This is a genomic window from Lapillicoccus sp., from assembly GCF_025353065.1.
In the GTDB taxonomy this organism is placed as follows: domain Bacteria; phylum Actinomycetota; class Actinomycetes; order Actinomycetales; family Dermatophilaceae; genus Lapillicoccus.
Map to the genome: position 1 here is coordinate 1 of NZ_JANXRJ010000189.1, position 18000 is coordinate 18000.

An 18000-nucleotide genomic window follows, 5' to 3' on the forward strand; every position below is an offset into this window, starting at 1 on the left:
AGTGCGGCCGGGGGCGATCACGTTGCTCAGGACCGTGGCGAGCCGCTCGTAGTCGTGCCACTCGTTGTAGGGCGCCGCGCTGAGCCGGAGGTAGCCCCGGCCCTCGAAGGGGACGACCGCGGTCTCCACGCCCTGCTCGCCCAGGTCCCGGATCAGCGCGTCGCTGGACTCCCTCGTGTGCCCGATGCCGTCGGGGAGGGGGACGAGCCGCATCTGCGGCGCCGGGCTCGCCGGCAGGGCAGAGGGGGCGCGCGGCATACCGAGGGCCGCGATCGCGCTGTCCACGAGGGGGACCACCCTCTCGAGCAGGGCCGACGCGCGGACCGCGATGGCGTCCCCGCCGAGCTCGTCCCAGAAGGCGAGTGCGTCCGGGAGGGCCAACCAGGCGGAGTAGTCGTCGGTGCCGTGCGCGTCGAAGGCGCCGGGGAACCCCGAGCCGTGGCCCCAGCTCGTGGTGAGGGGTGCGAGGTCCTGACGCTCCCCTTCGCTGGCCCAGAGGGCCGACGTCCCCCGGGCCGCGAACGCCCACTTGTGGAAGGCGCCGGTCCAGAAGTCGGCACCGCTCTCCCCCGGTCCGTCCGGCAGCTGACCCGGCACGTGCGCCGCGTCGACGAGGCTCAGGGCGCCGGCCGACCGGCATACCGCGGTCAACCGGCGCACGGGGAGGCAGGTCGCGGTGGGCGATGTGATGGCGTCGACGACCACGAGCGCCACGCGCCTGCGCTGGCGGGCGAGGGTGTCGAGCGCCCGGGCGAAGGCCTCGACCACGTCGTCGCTGCTCGCCCCCACGGGGTGGGCCACCGGCACCGTCGTCGCACCCGTCCACGAGCACCACAGTCGGATCGCGTCCCGCACGGCGCCGTAGCCGTGGGTGCTGGTGACCACGACGTCCCCCGCCCGCAGCCGTCCCTGCCGGGCGAGGGAGCTCAGGACGACCGCGACCGCGTGGGTGACGTTGGGGACGAGGGCCACCGACTCGGCCTCGACATCGAGGAAGGCCGCCCCGGTGGCGCGGGCCTGCGCGACGAGTTCGACGACGTCGTAACGGATCCGGTGGCTGGGGTTCGCCTCCACCCAGTCGCGTTGCCACCGTTGCGCCTCCTCGACGACCCGGGGGACCGCGCCGTAGGACCCGTGGTTGAGATGGACCCGGTCGGGGTCGAGGAGGAAGGCGTCGCGCACGACCGAAAGTCTCCCAGTTGCCGCGGCGCAGAGCGACGGAGGCAGAGTCGACCGGATAGCGTGGCCGGGTGACCGCCTACGACGACGACCTGCGCCTGGCCCACGTGCTGGCCGACGCGGTGGAGCGGGTCACGATGGCCCGGTTCCGGGCGGAGGACCTCGTCGTCGAGTCCAAGCCCGACCTCACGCCGGTCACCGACGCCGACCGTGCGGCCGAGGAGCACATCCGAGCCCAGCTCAAGCGGACCCGGCCCCGGGACGCCGTCCAGGGTGAGGAGTTCGGCTCCACCGGTCACGGCCCACGACGCTGGATCATCGACCCCATCGACGGCACGAAGAACTTCGTGCGCGGGGTGCCGGTGTGGGCCACCCTCATCGCCCTCGTCGACGAGGACCGGCCCGTCGTCGGGCTCGTGTCCGCACCGGCCCTCAGCCGCCGCTGGTGGGCGGCAACCGGTTCCGGTGCGTGGTCGGGGCGTTCCCTCTCGGCGGCGAAACGGATCCACGTCTCCCAGGTGTCGTCGGTCGCGGACGCCTCGATGTCCTACTCCTCGACCGGCTCCTGGCGGAAGGTCGCGCGGCACGAAGAGTTCCTGCGCCTCGCCGACGACTGCTGGCGCACCAGGGCCTACGGCGACTTCTGGTCCTACATGCTGCTGGCCGAGGGAGCGGTCGACATCGCTGCGGAGCCCGCGCTGGAGGAGTACGACATGGCGGCCCTCGTGCCGGTCGTGACCGAGGCCGGCGGGCGGTTCACGTCCCTCGACGGACGCGACGGCTGTTGGGGCGGTAACGCGCTCGCGACCAACGGTTACCTGCACGACGAGGTGCTCGCCCGGATCGGCACGGCGGACAGGTCTCCGACGGGCTGAGGTGACCCGGGGCTTGGCCAGCCAAAGAATCACCTGTCCGACCCCCCGAGGGGTGATTCTTTGGCTGGCCAAGGTGGCGTCAGCCGGCGACCACCGTGACGTCCCCGCGGCCCAGGGCCCGGATGCCCTCGAGGTGGGAGGCGGCGTCCCCGACCACGACGATGGTCCACCGTCCGTCGACGAAGGCGCGGTATGCCGCCTGCAGCCGGTCCGCCTCGAGCGTCACCATGTCACGCAGGTTGGCCGTCGTGAACGCGGTCGTCAGACCCTCGAGGGACAGTGACGCGGCCTCGTCGGCGATGGCGTCGGCGGTCGCGTAGCGGCCCGGCGCCGTCATCGAGACGAAGTCCACGCCGGCCCGGACCTCCTCGTCGGTGAAGCCCTCCCGACCGCCGTCGAGGAGGTCGAGGAGCAGACCGAGCGCCTCGACCGTCGAGTCGGCGCGGACGCTGCCGCTGGTGAGGAACATGCCACCGCGGCGCCGAGGACGGAAGACCGATCGGATGCCGTAGGTGTAGCCCTTCTCCTCGCGCAGGACCGCGTCGACGCGGGCGTTCGGGGAGCCGCCGACCATGAACCCGAGGACGGGATAGGGCGACCAGCCGCCCGGGAAAGAGCGATCCGGGCCCGGGCACGCGACGGCCAGCTCGGTCTGGACGGCGCCCGGTCGGTCGATGAAGACGATCCGCTCGCGGGTGTCGGCCACCCTCGCCGCCTCCCAGGGCGATGCGGCGGAGCCCGGGGCCGGCGGCGGGGTCCACCCGCCGAGAGCGGCCTCGATCTCGGCGATCGCGTCGACACCATCGAGGTCGCCGGCGATGACGACCGTGCCTCCGACCGGGGAGACGTTGTCGGCGTGGAACGCGACGACGTCCTCGCGGGTGATCGAGCGCACCGTCTCCCGTGATCCGGCGGTGGGTCGGGAGGCGCGCTCGGCCTCGTCGAAGTAGGTCGCGATGAGCTCGATCGCCCCTCGCTGTGCCGGCATGGCGCGCTCCTGCTCGATCTCCGCGAGCCGGGTCTTGCGGTGCCGGTCGATCTCGGTCGCCGGGAACGCGGGCTCGGTGATCACCTGGCGCAGCAGGTCGAGCGCATAGCCGAGATGGCGCTTGGCCACGTCGATGTCGACCGTCAGGCCGGCCTCGGAGATCGAGGTGCCGAGGGCGACGCCGCGACGCTCGAGCAGCAGGGCGAACTCCGCCGAGGAGTAGCGCGCCGTGCCCTCGTCCATGGACCTCGCCATGATCGTCGCCACACCCTCGATGTCCCGTCGCTCGCGAGCGAGGGGAAGCGGCAGCGCGACGCGCACCGAGTGGACGTACTGGCCGGGGACGTCGTAGGCCACGACCTCGAGGCCGTTGTCGAGGGTGCGTCGACGGCCCTCGGGGAAGGTGTAGGGCTCCGGGGGGACGACGGCGGGCCGGGGGACCTCGACGACGGCCGTCGCGCTGGGCTCGCTCATGCGGACTGCACCTCCTGCTGCTCAGGCTGCTCGGGCTGCTCGGGCTGCTCGGGCTGCTCCTGCTGCTCGGGTTCCGACGCGAGCTCTGGCTCCTCCGGTCGGGCCCGGTAGGCCACGACGGCGCGGGAGGCGGGCGTGAGGTAGCGGGCAGCGGCGGCCTGCACGGCAGCGGCGTCGACCGATCCGACCCGCTCGAGGAAGGTGTTGACGTAGTCGATGTCGCCGGTGAGCAGCGCGTAGTGGCAGATCGCGTCGGCGCGTTCGTCCTGGCTGGCGAGGGAGCTCAGCCAGCCCCGCTCCGTCTCGGCCATCGAGGACTCGAGCTCGATGGGTGTCGGGCCCTCGGCCACGAACCGCTCGAGCTCCTCGCACACCGTGGCCTCGATGACCTCGGGGTCGACCCCCTCGGCGATGTCCACCGACACCAGCCCGAGCGAGACCCCGTCGACGAAACCCATGCCGTGGGCGCTCAGGCCCGTCGCCACCTGCTCGTCGCGCACCAGCCGATGCATGAGCCTCGAGGTGCTCAACCCCCCGATGGCGTCGAGGGCGAGGGAGCAGGCGAAGAACTCGTCCGTGTTGTCGGGCGGCAGCCGGAAGGCGAGGTAGAGCCGGTCGTTGGGCACCGCTTCCAGCCGCTCCAGCCGCACCGGCTCGGTCAGCGGCTCGAGCGCGTGCAGGACCGGAGCCGGGGGTTGCGCGGAGGCCGGCAGCGGGCCGAAGTAGGTCTCCGCCGCGGCGAACGCGTCGTCGGCCGTGACGTCCCCGACGATCGTGAGAACGCAGTTGTTGGGCCCGTAGTACCGGCGGAAGAAGGCTTGCACGTCCTCCACGCTCGCGGCGTCGAGGTCCTCCATCGACCCGATGGTCGGGTGGTGGTACGGGTGCTCGGGCGGGAAGACGGTGGCGTAGACGTCGATCAGGGCCGTGCCGTAGGGGACGTTGTCGTAGCGCTGCCGCTTCTCCTCCTTGACGACGTCCCTCTGGTTGTCGAGGTTCTCCTGCGTGAGGGCGTCGAGGAGGTGACCGTGCCGGTCGGCCTCCAGCCAGAGGGCCAGCTCGAAGGCACCCTTGGGGACGGTCTCGAAGTAGTTGGTCCGGTCGAACCACGTTGTCGCGTTGAGCCGCCCGCCCTGCGCCATGAGCGCGCTGAAGTGCTCCCCCGAGGCGACGTTGCGCGACCCCTGGAACATCAGGTGCTCGAACAGGTGCGCGAAGCCGGTCCGCCCCGGTGCCTCGTGCCGCGAGCCGACGTTGACCCAGATGTTGACGGTCACGGTCGGGACGGCGTGGTCCTCCGACACGACGACCCGCAGGCCGTTGGGGAGGGTCCGGTCGACGATCGGGTACGCAATGTCAGCCACGGGCAGACCCTACGCGATGACCCCGGAGGCGCTGCCGTGCCCTCAGCTCCGGCGGGTGTCGGGCAGCTGCGGCTGGTGCTCGGTGCCGAGCTGCTCGATCGCCCGACGGGCGAACACCTGCTGCTCGGTGATGGTGCGCTCGGACCGGCCGCGACCGAGGAAGCTGACCGCCCAGTGGAGCAGCGTCGTGAGGCGGCTCTTGAAGCCGATGATGTAGACGAGGTGGACGCCGAGCCAGAGCACCCAGGCGATGAAGCCCCCGAAGCGGAACCGTCCGACGCTCGCGACGGCCGAGAAGCGCGAGATCGTCGCCATCGAGCCCTTGTCGTGGTAGCTGAACGCCGCGTCCGTCGGCTGACCCGCCAGCCGACGACGAATCTGCTTGGCGGAGAAGCGCGCTCCCTGGATCGCGACCTGGGCGACACCCGGGAGGTGGTCGAGGGAAATCATGTCGCCGACGACGTAGACCTCGGGGTGGCCCGGGAGGGTGAGGTCGGGCAGGACCTCGATGCGGCCCGCCCGGTCGAGGCCTGCGCCGGTCTGCTCCGAGAGGGTCGCGCCGAGCGGGCTCGCCTGGACGCCGGCGGCCCAGACCTTGCACACCGACTCGATCCGACGCGTGTATGCCGCGTCGCCGGACCCTTCGCGGATCTCGATGCCGGTGGCGTCGACCCCGACGACCATCCCTCCCAGCCGGACCTCGACCCCCATCTTCACGAGCCGCTTCTGGGCGATGTCGCCGAGCCGCTCGCCGAACGCGGGCAGCACCTGCGAGGCGCCGTCGACGAGGACCACCGTGGCGGACGAGGGGTCGATGTGCCGGAAGTCGCGCTTGAGGGTGCGCATCGAGAGCTCGGCGATCTGCCCGGCCATCTCGACGCCCGTCGGCCCGGCACCGACGACGACGAAGCAGAGCAGGCGGGCCACCTCCTGCTTATCCCCCCGCAGGGCCGCGAGCTCGGCCTGCTCGAAGCACCCGAGAATGAGCCCGCGCAGCTCCAGCGCGTTGTCGATGTCCTTCATGCCGGGTGCGAAGCGGGCGAACTGGTCGTTGCCGAAGTAGGACTGCCCGGCACCGGCCGCGACCACGAGGCTGTCGTAGGGCGTGACGAGCCGGCGCCCGAGGCTGGTCGAGGTCACCGTCCGCGCTGCGAGGTCGATCTCGCCGACCTTCCCGAGGAGGGTCGTGACGTTGCGTTGCCGGCGCAGGACCTCGCGGACGGCGGGGGCGATCTCGCCCTCGGAGAGGATGCCGGTGGCGACCTGGTAGAGCAGCGGCTGGAACAGGTGCGCCGTGGTGGCGCCGATGAGGGTGATGTCGACGTCGGCGCGCTTGAGGGCCTGGGTCGCGAAGAGCCCCCCGAAGCCGGTGCCCACGATCACGACCCGGTGGCGCGCCCCGGGCGAGGCGGGGGTCGACGGCGAGGCGGGCGTCTGCGCGGGGGCGGGACCGGTGCTCATACCTCCAGTGTCCCCGGTGATCCGGCCGGGGCCGACATCGGGCGCGTGAGGGCGGCCACGCCCACCACCCCGGCGGCGACAGGGACGACCACCGCGAGCGCGACCACGACGCCGGGCGGCACGGGTGCCCAGGCCAGGAGCGCGGCGATACCGACGCGCAACGTCGTCCACGAGAACGTCGGACCGGTGGTGTACCAGGTGGAGACGATCATCGCCCACACGGAGGCGTTGGTGACCAGCGTCGCGAGACCGACCACCGCGAGGGACCGGGCGAGGCCCCGGGCGCCGAGGGACCTGACCAGCCGCCTCCAGCCGACCGCGACGCACGCCGAGAACGGGACGATGGCGAGGTAGAGGTAGCGTCCCTGCGCGCCGTGGACGTAGTCGGACCAGGTGCGGTAGTCGGTCAATGACCCAGCGGCGACGACCGCCATCGTCAGCAGGGCGGGAAGCGTGAGCATCCATGTGCGGGAACGCATCCCGGGGCCGGAGGGGAGGACGAGCGCGGCAAGCAGACCCACGCCGGTGAGAGCCAGCCAACCCCCCACCACGACCGGGCTCGGGATCGGCGTGTCCGGGAGCCCGACCCCACCCCAGATCCGGCTGAGCACCTGGACGATGAAGTTCGGGATGAACCTCGAGAGGGAGCCACCACCGTCCGGTGGCCCGTACAGCGTGCTGGTGGCTGCCGCCCCGAGACCGTTGACCTGCACCGTGCCGTAGAGCAGGAGGTTGCGCAGCCACCACAGCCCACCGACGACGGCGCCCACGCCGACGACCAGTGCGGGCCGCGCTAGCCGACGGACCACCCGGCCCGCGCCCGGTCGTCCCCTGGACACGGCCCACGTATACGCGACGAACGCGACGAGCGGCAGGACGAGCGCAAAACCCTTGCTCAGCAGGGCAACGGCCAGGGACGCCGAGACCAGGATGCTGGTCCGCATCGTGAGGTCGCCGGTCAGGACCCTCGTGATGGCGTAGAGGAAGACCGAGGTAGCGACCACCAGGAGGACGTCGTTGCTGACGGAGGACAGGTTGCGCACGAGGCCGGGGACCGAGAGGGGGACGAGCGCGGCGAGCACCGCCCAGGCCTCGGGGGACGCCGGGCTCCGTCCTGTGGCGGTCCGGTCGGTGCGACCGGCGCAGAGCAGCCGCTTCGCGGTGGCCCAGCACAGGACCGGCAGAGGAAGAGCCAGCACGACGCTGAGCAGCCGCATCAGCCACAGCTGGACGTCCCAGGCCAGACCCGCCACCCCGGGCGCGCGCAGGACGATGGCCTCGAGCCAGTAGTAGAGCGGCGGGTGCTGGATCATCTGGTTGCGCCGGTCGCCGGCCGCGGGCTCCACCCCACCCGCCTCGTCGAGCGTCGGCCGGTCGGCCCGGTCACGGACCGGCCCGACCGGGTCCTCGTTCGCCTCGGGCCAGTTGTGGTCGATCTGGTATCCGGGCACCTGCGTCTCGAGCGTCTCCTCCGCCCGGGTGGGCGACAGCTCGCCCGGGCCGTAGAACGTGAACGGCGCGCGTGAGTAGACGTAGGCCAGGTCGACGTGGAGCGGCTCGTCGTAGCCGTAGGACATCTTCCACACCAGGCTGGCGCCGAGCAGGAGGCTGGCCCACACCCCCGTCACCACCCAGATGACGACGGGCACCCGCCAGTGACCGCGAAGGACTCGAACCCTCGGCACGACAACCCTCCTCGGGTCTTCGGTGGGTGGACCGCGTCAGGGTATCCGCCGGATCTGTCGACGCCCACCCGTCGTCCCCTCCCATCCTCGCTCGCTGCCCCGATACCGTGTCGCCCCAGCCGATCGACGCAACGACAACCATTGGTCCCGCGACCCCCTCACGCTGAGCGCGTCGATCTGACCGCGAGGCAACCAACGGTCGTCGCTGCGCATCCCGTCCCGACTCCACACCCTGAGGTCGGAGTCAGGATCGTGCGACACGATGCACCCATGGCCCTTCATGGTGGACAGATCCCGACCCGACACGACCACGCCCGCAGAGTTGGCAACCCGCTGCTGGGAGTGGCGAACCCGGCATACGAGAGCGAGGTGTTGCCCCCGACCAACGCGCTGGCGGCCGATCCGGTGCCGGCCGACGTGGCCTACCAGATCGTGCACGACGAGCTGATGCTGGACGGCAGCGCCCGGATGAACCTCGCCACGTTCGTCACGACGTGGATGGAGCCGCAGGCGGACAAGCTGATGGCCGAGTCGGTCGACAAGAACATGATCGACAAGGACGAGTACCCGCAGACGGCGGCCATCGAGAACCGTTGTGTCGCCATCCTGTCCGACCTCTGGCACGCCCCGGAGCCCGGGACGGCCACCGGCTGCTCGACCACCGGGTCGAGCGAGGCGTGCATGCTCGCGGGGATGGCGCTGAAGCGTCAGTGGGCGGCCCGGACCGGCAACGACGTCACCCGCAGGCCCAACCTCGTCATGGGCGCCAACGTGCAGGTCTGCTGGGAGAAGTTCTGCCGCTACTGGGACGTCGAGGCCCGGATGGTCCCCCTGGAGGGTGACCGGCTGCACCTCGGCGCGGTCGAGGCGGCAGCAGCCTGCGACGAGAACACGATCGGCGTCGTCGCGATCCTCGGCTCCACCTTCGACGGAAGCTATGAGCCGGTGGCCGACATCGCCGCCGCCCTGGACGCGCTGGCGGCGGGCGGCGGCCCCGATGTGCCGATCCACGTCGACGGCGCCTCGGGAGGGATGATCGCCCCCTTCCTCGACCCCGACCTCGTCTGGGACTTCCGCCTCCCCCGGGTCGCCTCGATCAACACCTCGGGCCACAAGTACGGCCTGGTCTATCCCGGTGTCGGCTGGGCGATCTGGCGCGACGCGGACGCACTGCCCAAGGAACTCGTCTTCAACGTCAACTACCTCGGCGGCGACATGCCGACCTTCGCCCTGAACTTCTCCCGGCCGGGAGCGGAGGTCATCGCGCAGTACTACACGTTCTTCCGGCTGGGCTTCTCCGGGATGACCGCCGTCCAGCAGGCGTCGCGCGACGTGGCGACCGAGCTGGCCGCCAACATCGAGAGGCTGCCGGAGTACCGCCTCATCACCCGCGGCGACGAGCTGCCCGTCTTCGCCTTCACCACCAGCGCCGACGTCACGTCGTGGGATGTCTTCGCCGTCTCCCGCGGACTGCGCGAGCACGGCTGGCAGGTCCCGGCATACACGCTCCCGGCCGACCGCACCGACCTCGCCGTGCTGCGCATCGTCTGCCGCAACGGCTTCTCCCGGGACCTCGCCGACCTCTTTCTGCGTGACCTCCAGGCGGTGACGACGTCGTTGGTCTCCGACACCGCCGCCGCCGGGCACACCGGGCCGTCGGGCTTCCACCACTGAGCCCTCCACCACTGAGCCCTCCATCACTGACGGTGGCCGAGGCGAGGGGCTACAGCTCGCCGGTGAGGAACTGGGCCCGACCGTGGCCGAAGCTCCAGTCGTCGTCGCCGTTCTCGGTCACGGTCACCACGACGTCCGACGGGGCGACGCCGCACTCGGCGTCCAGGCGGGCGCAGACCCCCGCGTAGAACGCCTGCTTCTCCCCGGTCGTGCGTGGTCTGGACGTGATCTCGATGAGGACCCGCGACGAGGTGCGCGTGATCCCGAGGCCCGTGTCCTGCACGACGAACCGCGATGCCGGGTGCTGGTGGAGGATCTGGTAGCGGTCGCGCTCGGGGACGGAGAAGGCGTCGAGGACGGCCGCGTGGATGCTGTCGAGCAGGCACGAGAGGTCCTCGTCGCTGCGGCCTTCGACGACGTGGATGGTGAGAAAGGGCACGACGAACGTCCTTTGCTGGCAGGGGTGGTCAGCCTATTTCGGTCGCCGGCGCCGAATCGGGCCGGGTCCCTTTGTCGGGTCACCCGAGAAAGGGACGGGCGCCCGCCCTGCGCGCAGCGGAAAGCCCCCAGCACCGTGGTCCTGGGGGCGATCGTCCTTTGTAGCGGGGGCAGGATTTGAACCTGCGACCTCCGGGTTATGAGCCCGGCGAGCTACCGAGCTGCTCCACCCCGCGTCGGTATGCATTGATCTTACGGGAGAGCCGCCGTGACCTCCAAATCGGCGCAGCGGCATACCCCCGTCGCGCTGAGGTCAGCCCGTCGGGGTGGCGGTCGTCGTGGGGCTGCTGGTCGGCGCGAGGGTCACCTTGCCCGAGGGGGCTGCGGCGATGGCCTTGGCGAGAGCAGCCTTCAGGGCGGCCTGGGCCTGGCCGTACTTGGTGAAGTCACCGGCCTTCAGCGCGGCGTCGCCGTCGTTGACGGCCTGCTGCGCCTCAGCGAGCGCCGCGGTGAGCGCGGCGTTGGATCCGCCCGCCGTCCCCGGCGGGGTGGTCGTCGTCCCCGTGCCGGTAGCCGTGTTCGTGTTGTCGCTCGAGGTCGCCCCGGAGTTGCCGCCGAAGAGCTGGTTGAGGGCGACGTCGAGCGACCCACCCCAGGCGAGGTCGTTGCCGAAGGCGGCGACGACGGCCGTGTTCAGCGGGAAGGCCGATGCGGTGCTCGCCTGGACGTAGATCGGTTCGACGTTGAGGAGGCCGCCGCCCACGGGCAACGTCAGCAGGTTGCCCAGGACGACCTCGGACCCGGCCTGTCTCTGCTGGTTCAGGTAGGCCGACAGGTTGAACGCGAACCCCGGGGAGAGCGCCGTCGAGGACGCGATGCCGTTCTGCACCTGCCCCGGACCGCGGACGTTGCTGTTCGGCGGCAGCTGGAGCAGCCGGAGCTGGCCGTAGCCCGGCGAGCGTTGTCCCTTCGTGCTGCCGGCGTTGGCGTCGACGGCGAGGAACCCGGAGAGGACCTCCCTGGTCCCGAACGGCATGAAGGTGGTCGTGAGGGAGAAGGACGCCGCGGTCTGCCCCGGCATGGCGACGCTGAGGTAGTAGGGCGGCTGGTCGGTCGACGGTGGGTCCTTGGTCGGGTCGGCGGGGATCTTCCACAGGTCGTTGCTGCCGTAGAAGGTGCCCGGCTCGGTGACGTGGTATCGCGAGAGGATGCCGCGCTGGAGCTTGAACAGGTCCTCGGGGTAGCGCAGGTGCGACATGAGGGCCGAGCTGATGTCGCTCAGCGGCTGGACCGTGCCCGGGAAGGCCGCCGACCACGCCTTCAGCATCGGGTCCGTCTCGTCCCACGCGTAGAGGTGGACCGAGCCGTCGAAGGCGTCGACCGTCGCCTTGACGGAGTTGCGGATGTAGTTGACCTGTCCCACGTCGATCGACTGGACCGCGGTGCTCGTCTTCGTGATCGAGTCCGAGGTCGCGGAGGCGACCGAGGTCAGCCGGGAGTTGGGGTAGTCGGCGGTCGTCGTGTAGCCGTCCAGGACCCAGAGGATCTTGCCGTCGACGACCGTGGGATAGGGGTTGCCGTCGAGGGTCAGCCAGGGGGCCACGCGCTGGACGCGCTCGCGGGGCGTGCGGTAGTCGAGCAGCCGCGAGTCGGCGTTGACCGCGTCGGAGAGCAGGAGGTTCGCCTCGCGGTACTTGATCGCGTAGGCGAGCTTGCGGGCGAAGGACCCGATCTGGACGCCGCCGGTCCCGGCGTAGGTGTTGTTGACCTGGTCGCTGTTGGTCTGTCCCGAGGTGGTGCCGTCGGCGGGGTAGTCGAACTCCCGCGGCGACGCCTTGGCCGGTGCGCCGACGATGGAGTACTCCGGCGACTGCTCCCCGAAGTAGATCCGCGGCTCGAAGTCGCCCAGCTTTCCGGTGGTCGGGATGCCCTGCTCGAAGAACACCGGCTTGCCCTGGGTGTCCTTGCGGTTGCCGTATGCCGCGACGAGGCCGTAGCCGTGGGTGTAGACGGTGTGGTCGTTGAGCCAGTTGCGCTGGCCCGCCGGGACGCCGGCGAGGTCGATCTCGCGCGCGCCGACCACGGCGTCGCTGATCTTGCCGTCGATGGTGTAACGGTCGACGTCGAGGGTGTCCGCGAAGCGGTAGTAGCTCTTGCCGGCCTCGAGCTGCTGGAAGGTCGGCGAGACCACGTTGGGATCGATGAGACGGATGCCGGGCACCGTACCGGTGTCGCTGCGCAGCTGGAGGGGGCTGGCCGTCGTCTGCGCGGCATACGGAGTGGTCTCGACGCCGGACAACCCGAACGCGTCTCGGGTGGCACTGATGTTGTTGGTGAGGTAAGGCGCCTCGAGCGACTTCTCGCTCGGGTTGACCCGCAGCGACTGGACGAGGGCCGGGATGATGCCGCCGACGACGATCGCCGCCACGAGCAGACCGACGACCCCGACGATCGGCAGCCGCCACGACTTGGTCCAGATCACCGAGAGGAACATCGCGGCGCACATCAGCGAGGCGAGCGCGAGGATGACCTTGGTCGGGAGCACCACCGTCGCGTCGGTGTACTGGATGCCGGTCATCAGGTCGGTGCTCTTGGTCGTCAGGGAGTACCGCTCCAGCCAGTAGCTGGCGGCCCGGATCACGACGATGCCCGCGAGCAGCACGGACAGGTGGAGCCGTGCCGCGGACGTCGTGCGCCGCTGCCCCGCGGAGAAGTGCAGCCCGCCGAAGATGTAGTGCGTGAAGGCCGCGACGATGACGCCGATGATCAGAGCCATGCTGAGGTAGCCGACGACGAACGTGAGCCACGGCAGGGTGAAGACGAAGAACCCGAGGTCCATGTTGAACTCCGGGTCGGTCTTGCCGAAGGGCACGCCGTTGCGCCAGAGCAGGTAGGTCTGCCACTGCGCCGATGCTCCGAGACCGGTCAGCAGGCCGATCACGACCGGCACGCCGATGGTGCCGATGCGGCGCAGCGGCTCGATGGCCTCGCGGTAGCGCTCGAGGGCGTCCTGGTCGGGCGACGGCACGTAGATCGGCCGGGTGCGGAACGCGATGACGAGGCTGGAGGCCACGACCCCCGCCGTGATGAGGCCACCGACGATGCCGAGGAGCAGCTGGGCCCCGAGCTGGGTGGTGAAGACGGAGCGGAACCCCACGGAGTCGTACCAGAGGACCTCGGTCCAGATCTGCGCGGCGATTGTCAGGGCGATGGCCAGCGCCACGAGGACGAGCAGCGTGGGGACGAGTGGCCCCCGACGACGCCGGGTGCGCACGGCTCCCCCACCGTTCGCGCCGCCCGCCTCCTCGGAGTTGGAGTCCTCGCCGAACCAGCCTCGTTCACTCACAACTGACCCATCTGTTGTCTCCCGGCACGCGCGTCTGCCTCACTATACGAACCCGACAACGCCTTGACAGCGGCCCGGGTGCCCACTCACAGGGAGCCGACGCCGAATCGTTGCCCGCCGCTGGTATGCCGCGGGGCCGGCGGCCCGCGCGGCATACGGGAGGATGAGGCGTGTGACCGCCACGCACCGCCCCGTCGTCGACCCCCTGTCCATCGCCGCGCTCGACACCGAGCGGCACGTCGCCGCCGCCGGCTGGGACCAGGCCCCCCGGCTGTTCGCCCTCGTCCGCACGGCGGGACTGCTCGAGCGCGAACCCCAGCTGCGGGCCGGCATGAGCGGCAGCGACCTCGCGCCCGGCGCGCTCACGGCGATCGAGCAGGAGGGCCTGCACCAGTCGACCAACCTCGAGTCGGTTCTCGGCCGGGTCGCCTGGCCGGACGATGTCGACGGCTGTGCCTTCGCGGTCGAGCGGATGGTCGTGCCGCCCGACGCCGAGCGGGACCTGCCGGCCGACCAGGACGCCGCCGTCACGGCGCTGACGACCCACCCCGACCGCCGCGACGTCCGTCTCCTCGTGGCCGTGCTGCGCGACGGCACCTCGGTCTGCCTGCTGCGCCAGCGCGCCCACGACTCCGACGACGCCGTGGCGACCGGCCCCGACCTCGCCCCAGGGCTCGTCGCTGCGCTCCGGGCCACCTTCGAGGACTGACCGGGTCATACGCGAAAACGTAAGCGGCACACCACTGCCCGGCTACGCCGTCGCAGCGCGCGGTCGAGGACGGCGCCCCGCTGGTTCTGCAACAGCCGCTGCCAGAGGTGCTCGGGCTCGACCTCGGCGATGACGACGAAGACCTCCTGCTCCTTGACCGACGCCAGGTAGGTGACGAGGGGCTCGGCGAGCCGGCGGTGCGGGTCGTCGAGCATCCGCAGGGAGACCGGCGGGTCCCACGCGCGCCACTGCCGCAGGAACTCCTCACGGTTCGCGTCGTCGCCGGCGGTCGTCACGTGGACGGCCTCGACCCGGTCGCCGAGGGACAGCGCCGCCGACAACGCCTCTCGGGTGAGCAACGAGACGGCACTGACCGGGACGATGACCAGCGAACGGTGGGGCACCGGCCGGCTCGGCACCTTGCCGAGCTCGAGGCGGGCGCCGATCCGGGCGTAGGCCCGCTCGACCCGGTCCATCCCGAGGACGAGGAGCGGCAGCGTGACGACGATCAGCCAGCCGCCCTCACCGAACTTCGTCGCGGTCACGATGACCGCGGCGACACCCGTGAGGAGCGCACCGAGCGCGTTGACGGTGAGCTTGCCGCGCCAGCCCGGCGGCCGGTCGCGGAGCCAGTGCCGGACCATGCCGGTCTGCGAGAGGGTGAAGCCCACGAAGACGCCGATCGCGAAGAGCGGCACGAGGACGTTGACCTGACCCCCGGCGACGACGAGCAGCACCGCGGAGCTCACCGCGAGGAAGCCGATGCCGTAACGATGGACGCGTCGTTCGGCCTGTAGCGCGAAGAGGTGCGGGAGGGCGTTGTCCTGGGCCAGGAGCGAGGCGAGGACCGGCAGCCCACCGAACGAGGTGTTCGCGGCGAGCGCGAGCAGGATCACGGTCGAGAAGGAGACGATGAAGTAGAGGACCCCGTGGCCGAAGGAGGCCTCGGTGACCTGCGAGAGCACGGTCGTCCCGTCGACGGGGTGGATGCCGAACTTCTGGATCACCAGGGCCATGCCGATGAGCAGCACGCCGAGCAGGCCGCCCAGGACGACCTCCGCGGTCTGGGCGCGGCGCACCCGGGGGGTGCGGAACGACGGGACCGCGTTGGCGATCGCCTCGACCCCGGTGAGCGACGCGCAGCCGTTGGCGAACGCCCGCAGGAGGAGCAGGAGGCCGACGGTCTCGACCGGCGCCGACGCGGGCGCCGTTGACAGCACGACGGGTTCGCGGCGCACGAGGCCCACGATGATGACCGCGAGGACACCCACGACGAAGACCACGGTGGGCACGACGAAGGCCCGAGCGCTCTCGGTGATGCCGCGCAGGTTGACCGCGGTGATGAGGAGGAGGACCGCGAGACAGAGCACCACGGCATACGGGAGCAGGACGGGGAAGGTCGAGGTGAGGGCCGCGACCCCGGCCGAGACCGAGACCGCGACGTTGAGCACGTAGTCGACGACGAGGCTGGCGGCCGCGGTGAGGGCGGGGATGCGCCCGAGGTGCGCCTTCGCCACCCCGTAGGCGCCGCCACCGTCGGGGAAGGCGGCGATGACCTGGCGGTAGGAGACGGTGAGGACGACGAGCAGCAGGGCGATCGCGGCGGTCACCGGGAGGGTGAATCCCAGACCGGCCGAGCCGGCCAGCGCGAGGACGAGGACGATCGCCTCCGGCCCGTAGGCGACCGAGGCCATCGCGTCGAGCGACAGGGCGGCGAGCCCGGTGGGCACGGTCAGTCGGAAGCGCTCGTCGGCGGCGGCGCGACGGGCGGCGCGGCACGGCGGCCGACGCAGGGTGAGGGGGCTCGTCACCCTCCCAGTGGACCCTCAGCGGACGGCGTCACCGGGCACTCCTGACGCGGTCTTGACGCGGAGGTGACGCACCACGCTGATCTTGACGGTTTCTTGACGGGTGGTGGCAGGGCGGGACGGCCGATCAGCAGCGCGGCAGACCGCTCGTCTGGCCCTGGCCGATCTTCGCCACGGCCGCCTCGGCGTCGTCGAAGGTCGCGACCTTGACCGCCTGCATCCCGCTGGGCACGTGGTCAACGACCTCGTTGCAGTTGTCGGCCGGCGCGAGGAACCACGTCGCGCCGGCGGCCCGGGCGCCCGCCATCTTCTGCCGGATGCCGCCGATCGCCCCGACCGTGCCCGTCGAGTCGATGGTGCCGGTCCCGGCGATGTTGGCACCGCCGGTGAGGCTGCCGTCGGTCAGCTTGTCGTAGATCCCGAGCGAGAACATCAGCCCCGCCGACGGACCGCCGACGTTGCCGGCGTCGATCTTCACCGAGAAGGGGAACTGGAAGTCGATAGCGAGGACGATGCCGAGGACGGTGCGGCCACCGGAAGCGCCGGTCTTCGCCTCGACGGACACGGGCTTGCCGTCGCGCACGACGCCGATCGCGAGCACGCCGCCCGGGGTGGCCTTCTGGATCTGGGCGCGCACCGACGTGGCGTCCGTGACGGGGGCGGTGCCGACGCGGGTGATCACGTCACCGACCTTGAGGACGTCGCCGGAGGGTGCGCCCGCCGCGATCTGGCCGACCTTGACCCGCTGGGTCACGGTGAAACCCAGCTTGATGAGCGCGACGGCCGCCGCCTCCTGCTGGGAGTCGACCATCTCGGCCGTGTTGGTGGCGGCGACGTCCGCCGCCGACTGCGCTGGGGGGAAGATCACGTCGACGGGGTAGATCTCCTGGTCGCCGGCGAACTTGGCGCTGAGGAGGTCCCAGACGTTGACCGGGTAGCCCGGCCCGCCGTTGACCCGGACGGTGGTGAAGTCGAGGGATCCCGTTGCAGCATAGGTCTTTTCGCCCGAGATCGCGATGAGGTCGCTCGTGCCCTGGCTGTCCTTGCCGAGCACGTTGGACGCCGGGCCGGGCTGGAGGATGGCGTAGGGCAGGTGGACGATGTTGCCGACGGCGCCGATGAGGAGCCCGACGAAGATGGCGATCAGCGCGGCCAGCGTGCCGCGCGAGGTGCGGAGCGAGCCGCGGCCGCTGCCGTCCCCCGCGGCCGGCTCACCGGACGGGTCGGGCGGCTCGAGGGGTGGCGGCGGAGTCGTCTCGGTCGTCTCGCTCGACTCGGTCGTCTCGGTCGATCCGGTGCCGGGGTGGTCGAGGCTCACGGCAGTCCCACCCACTCGTCGGACCCGTCGGTGAAGGTCTGGTGCTTCCAGATCGGCACCGACGACTTGAACTCGTCGATGAGCAGGCGGCATACCTCGAACGCCTCGGCCCGGTGCGCGGCACTGACCGCGGCGACCACGGCGATGTCGCCGACCGTGAGGTGGCCGACCCGGTGGACGACGCCGAGGCGCAGGACCCGTCCGTCGGCGGCGAGCCGACCGGCCAGCTCGCCGGCCACCTCGGCCGCGCTGGGGTGGCACTCGTAGTCGAGGACCTCGACGGACTCACCGTGGTCGTGGTCGCGCACGTAGCCGATGAAGGTCACGACGGCGCCGGCCCGGCGGTCGCGGACGGCCTCGACGAGCTCGTCGACGGACAACGGCGTGTCGCGGATCCCCGCGAGGACGACCTCGGTCTTGGTCTTCATCCTGCTGCCCGACTCCTCATCCCGCCGCTCGTGCTGACCGGCCGTCTGCGCTGCTGCCCGGCCGGCTGGCCCGAGCACGGTGTCCAGCACCCAGTGTCCTATGCCGCGTACCCGATACGCGCATCGAGGTCACCTCGGGGCGGGGAGACCGCCGGCCGGGGCAACGCGGGCCCGGGGAACTCCCCGGGCCGGCGCGCGGTTCACTGGGAGGGCCTCGGGCGACCGGGGCCCCACGGCACCGCCGGGAGTCCCC

General features: G+C 71.3%; 13 protein-coding genes and 1 tRNA gene. 3 read left to right on the top strand and 11 right to left on the bottom strand.

Annotated features, from left to right (window positions below; genetic code table 11):
* Nucleotides 1-1182: aminotransferase class V-fold PLP-dependent enzyme (locus Q0R63_RS14650; RefSeq protein ID WP_295698733.1), on the bottom strand; the 1182-nt coding region annotated here is incomplete at its 3' end.
* 68 nt (nt 1183-1250) lie between these two features.
* On the opposite strand from Q0R63_RS14650, the gene hisN reads away from it, so the two are divergent.
* Nucleotides 1251-2054: a histidinol-phosphatase gene (hisN, locus tag Q0R63_RS14655; protein WP_295698736.1), complete on the top strand. Its 804-nt coding sequence runs from the start codon at nt 1251-1253 to the stop codon at nt 2052-2054.
* Nucleotides 2055-2133: 79 nt separating this feature from the next.
* Here the strand turns inward: hisN and Q0R63_RS14660 are convergent, their stop codons facing one another.
* Genes Q0R63_RS14660 through Q0R63_RS14675 form a run of 4 tightly spaced genes read right to left on the bottom strand, consistent with a single transcriptional unit; the run spans nt 2134 to nt 8026 of the window.
* Complete coding sequence (locus Q0R63_RS14660) at nt 2134-3516, bottom strand: pitrilysin family protein (RefSeq protein WP_295698739.1); 1383 nt, start codon at nt 3514-3516, stop codon at nt 2134-2136.
* Nucleotides 3513-4880 (bottom strand): pitrilysin family protein, encoded by a 1368-nt coding sequence (locus Q0R63_RS14665; protein WP_295698741.1) that lies wholly within the window; start codon nt 4878-4880, stop codon nt 3513-3515. The genes Q0R63_RS14660 and Q0R63_RS14665 overlap by 4 nt, the downstream gene beginning before the upstream one ends.
* Nucleotides 4881-4922: 42 nt before the next feature.
* A complete protein-coding gene (locus Q0R63_RS14670; RefSeq protein WP_295698743.1) occupies nt 4923-6341 on the bottom strand; it encodes an NAD(P)/FAD-dependent oxidoreductase in 1419 nt (472 codons plus the stop codon).
* The gene (locus Q0R63_RS14675; protein WP_295698745.1) at nt 6338-8026 is read right to left on the bottom strand and encodes a hypothetical protein; all 1689 of its coding nucleotides are present in this window, start codon (nt 8024-8026) and stop codon (nt 6338-6340) included. Before Q0R63_RS14675 ends, Q0R63_RS14670 begins: the two co-directional genes overlap by 4 nt.
* 270 nt (nt 8027-8296) lie before the next feature.
* On the opposite strand from Q0R63_RS14675, the gene Q0R63_RS14680 reads away from it, so the two are divergent.
* Nucleotides 8297-9700, top strand: a complete 1404-nt coding sequence (locus Q0R63_RS14680; RefSeq protein ID WP_295698748.1) for a glutamate decarboxylase — start codon at nt 8297-8299, stop codon at nt 9698-9700.
* A 49-nt stretch (nt 9701-9749) separates the two neighbouring features.
* On the opposite strand, the gene Q0R63_RS14685 is transcribed toward Q0R63_RS14680, so the two are convergent.
* The 3 genes from Q0R63_RS14685 to Q0R63_RS14695 form a co-directional block, all read right to left on the bottom strand.
* Nucleotides 9750-10139 (bottom strand): tautomerase family protein, encoded by a 390-nt coding sequence (locus Q0R63_RS14685; protein ID WP_295698750.1) that lies wholly within the window; start codon nt 10137-10139, stop codon nt 9750-9752.
* A gap of 161 nt (nt 10140-10300) precedes the next feature.
* Nucleotides 10301-10374, bottom strand: a tRNA-Met gene (locus Q0R63_RS14690).
* A 77-nt stretch (nt 10375-10451) separates the two neighbouring features.
* On the bottom strand, nt 10452-13484 hold the full coding sequence (locus tag Q0R63_RS14695; protein WP_295698753.1) for a UPF0182 family protein: 3033 nt from the start codon (nt 13482-13484) through the stop codon (nt 10452-10454).
* A gap of 163 nt (nt 13485-13647) precedes the next feature.
* Here Q0R63_RS14695 and Q0R63_RS14700 point away from each other — a divergent pair, with 163 nt between their 5' ends.
* Nucleotides 13648-14193: a PPA1309 family protein gene (locus tag Q0R63_RS14700; RefSeq protein ID WP_295698755.1), complete on the top strand. Its 546-nt coding sequence runs from the start codon at nt 13648-13650 to the stop codon at nt 14191-14193.
* A gap of 5 nt (nt 14194-14198) precedes the next feature.
* On the opposite strand, the gene Q0R63_RS14705 is transcribed toward Q0R63_RS14700, so the two are convergent.
* The 3 genes from Q0R63_RS14705 to Q0R63_RS14715 all read right to left on the bottom strand — a co-directional run bounded on the left by Q0R63_RS14705 (nt 14199) and on the right by Q0R63_RS14715 (nt 17837).
* On the bottom strand, nt 14199-16004 hold the full coding sequence (locus Q0R63_RS14705) for an APC family permease (protein ID WP_295698757.1): 1806 nt from the start codon (nt 16002-16004) through the stop codon (nt 14199-14201).
* 124 nt (nt 16005-16128) lie between these two features.
* Complete coding sequence (locus tag Q0R63_RS14710) at nt 16129-17319, bottom strand: S16 family serine protease (RefSeq protein ID WP_295698759.1); 1191 nt, start codon at nt 17317-17319, stop codon at nt 16129-16131.
* Nucleotides 17316-17837 carry a molybdenum cofactor biosynthesis protein MoaE gene (locus Q0R63_RS14715; protein ID WP_295698762.1) on the bottom strand — a complete coding sequence of 174 codons (522 nt, stop codon included), beginning with the start codon at nt 17835-17837 and terminating at the stop codon, nt 17316-17318. The genes Q0R63_RS14710 and Q0R63_RS14715 overlap by 4 nt, the downstream gene beginning before the upstream one ends.
* Nucleotides 17838-18000 lie beyond the last annotated feature (163 nt).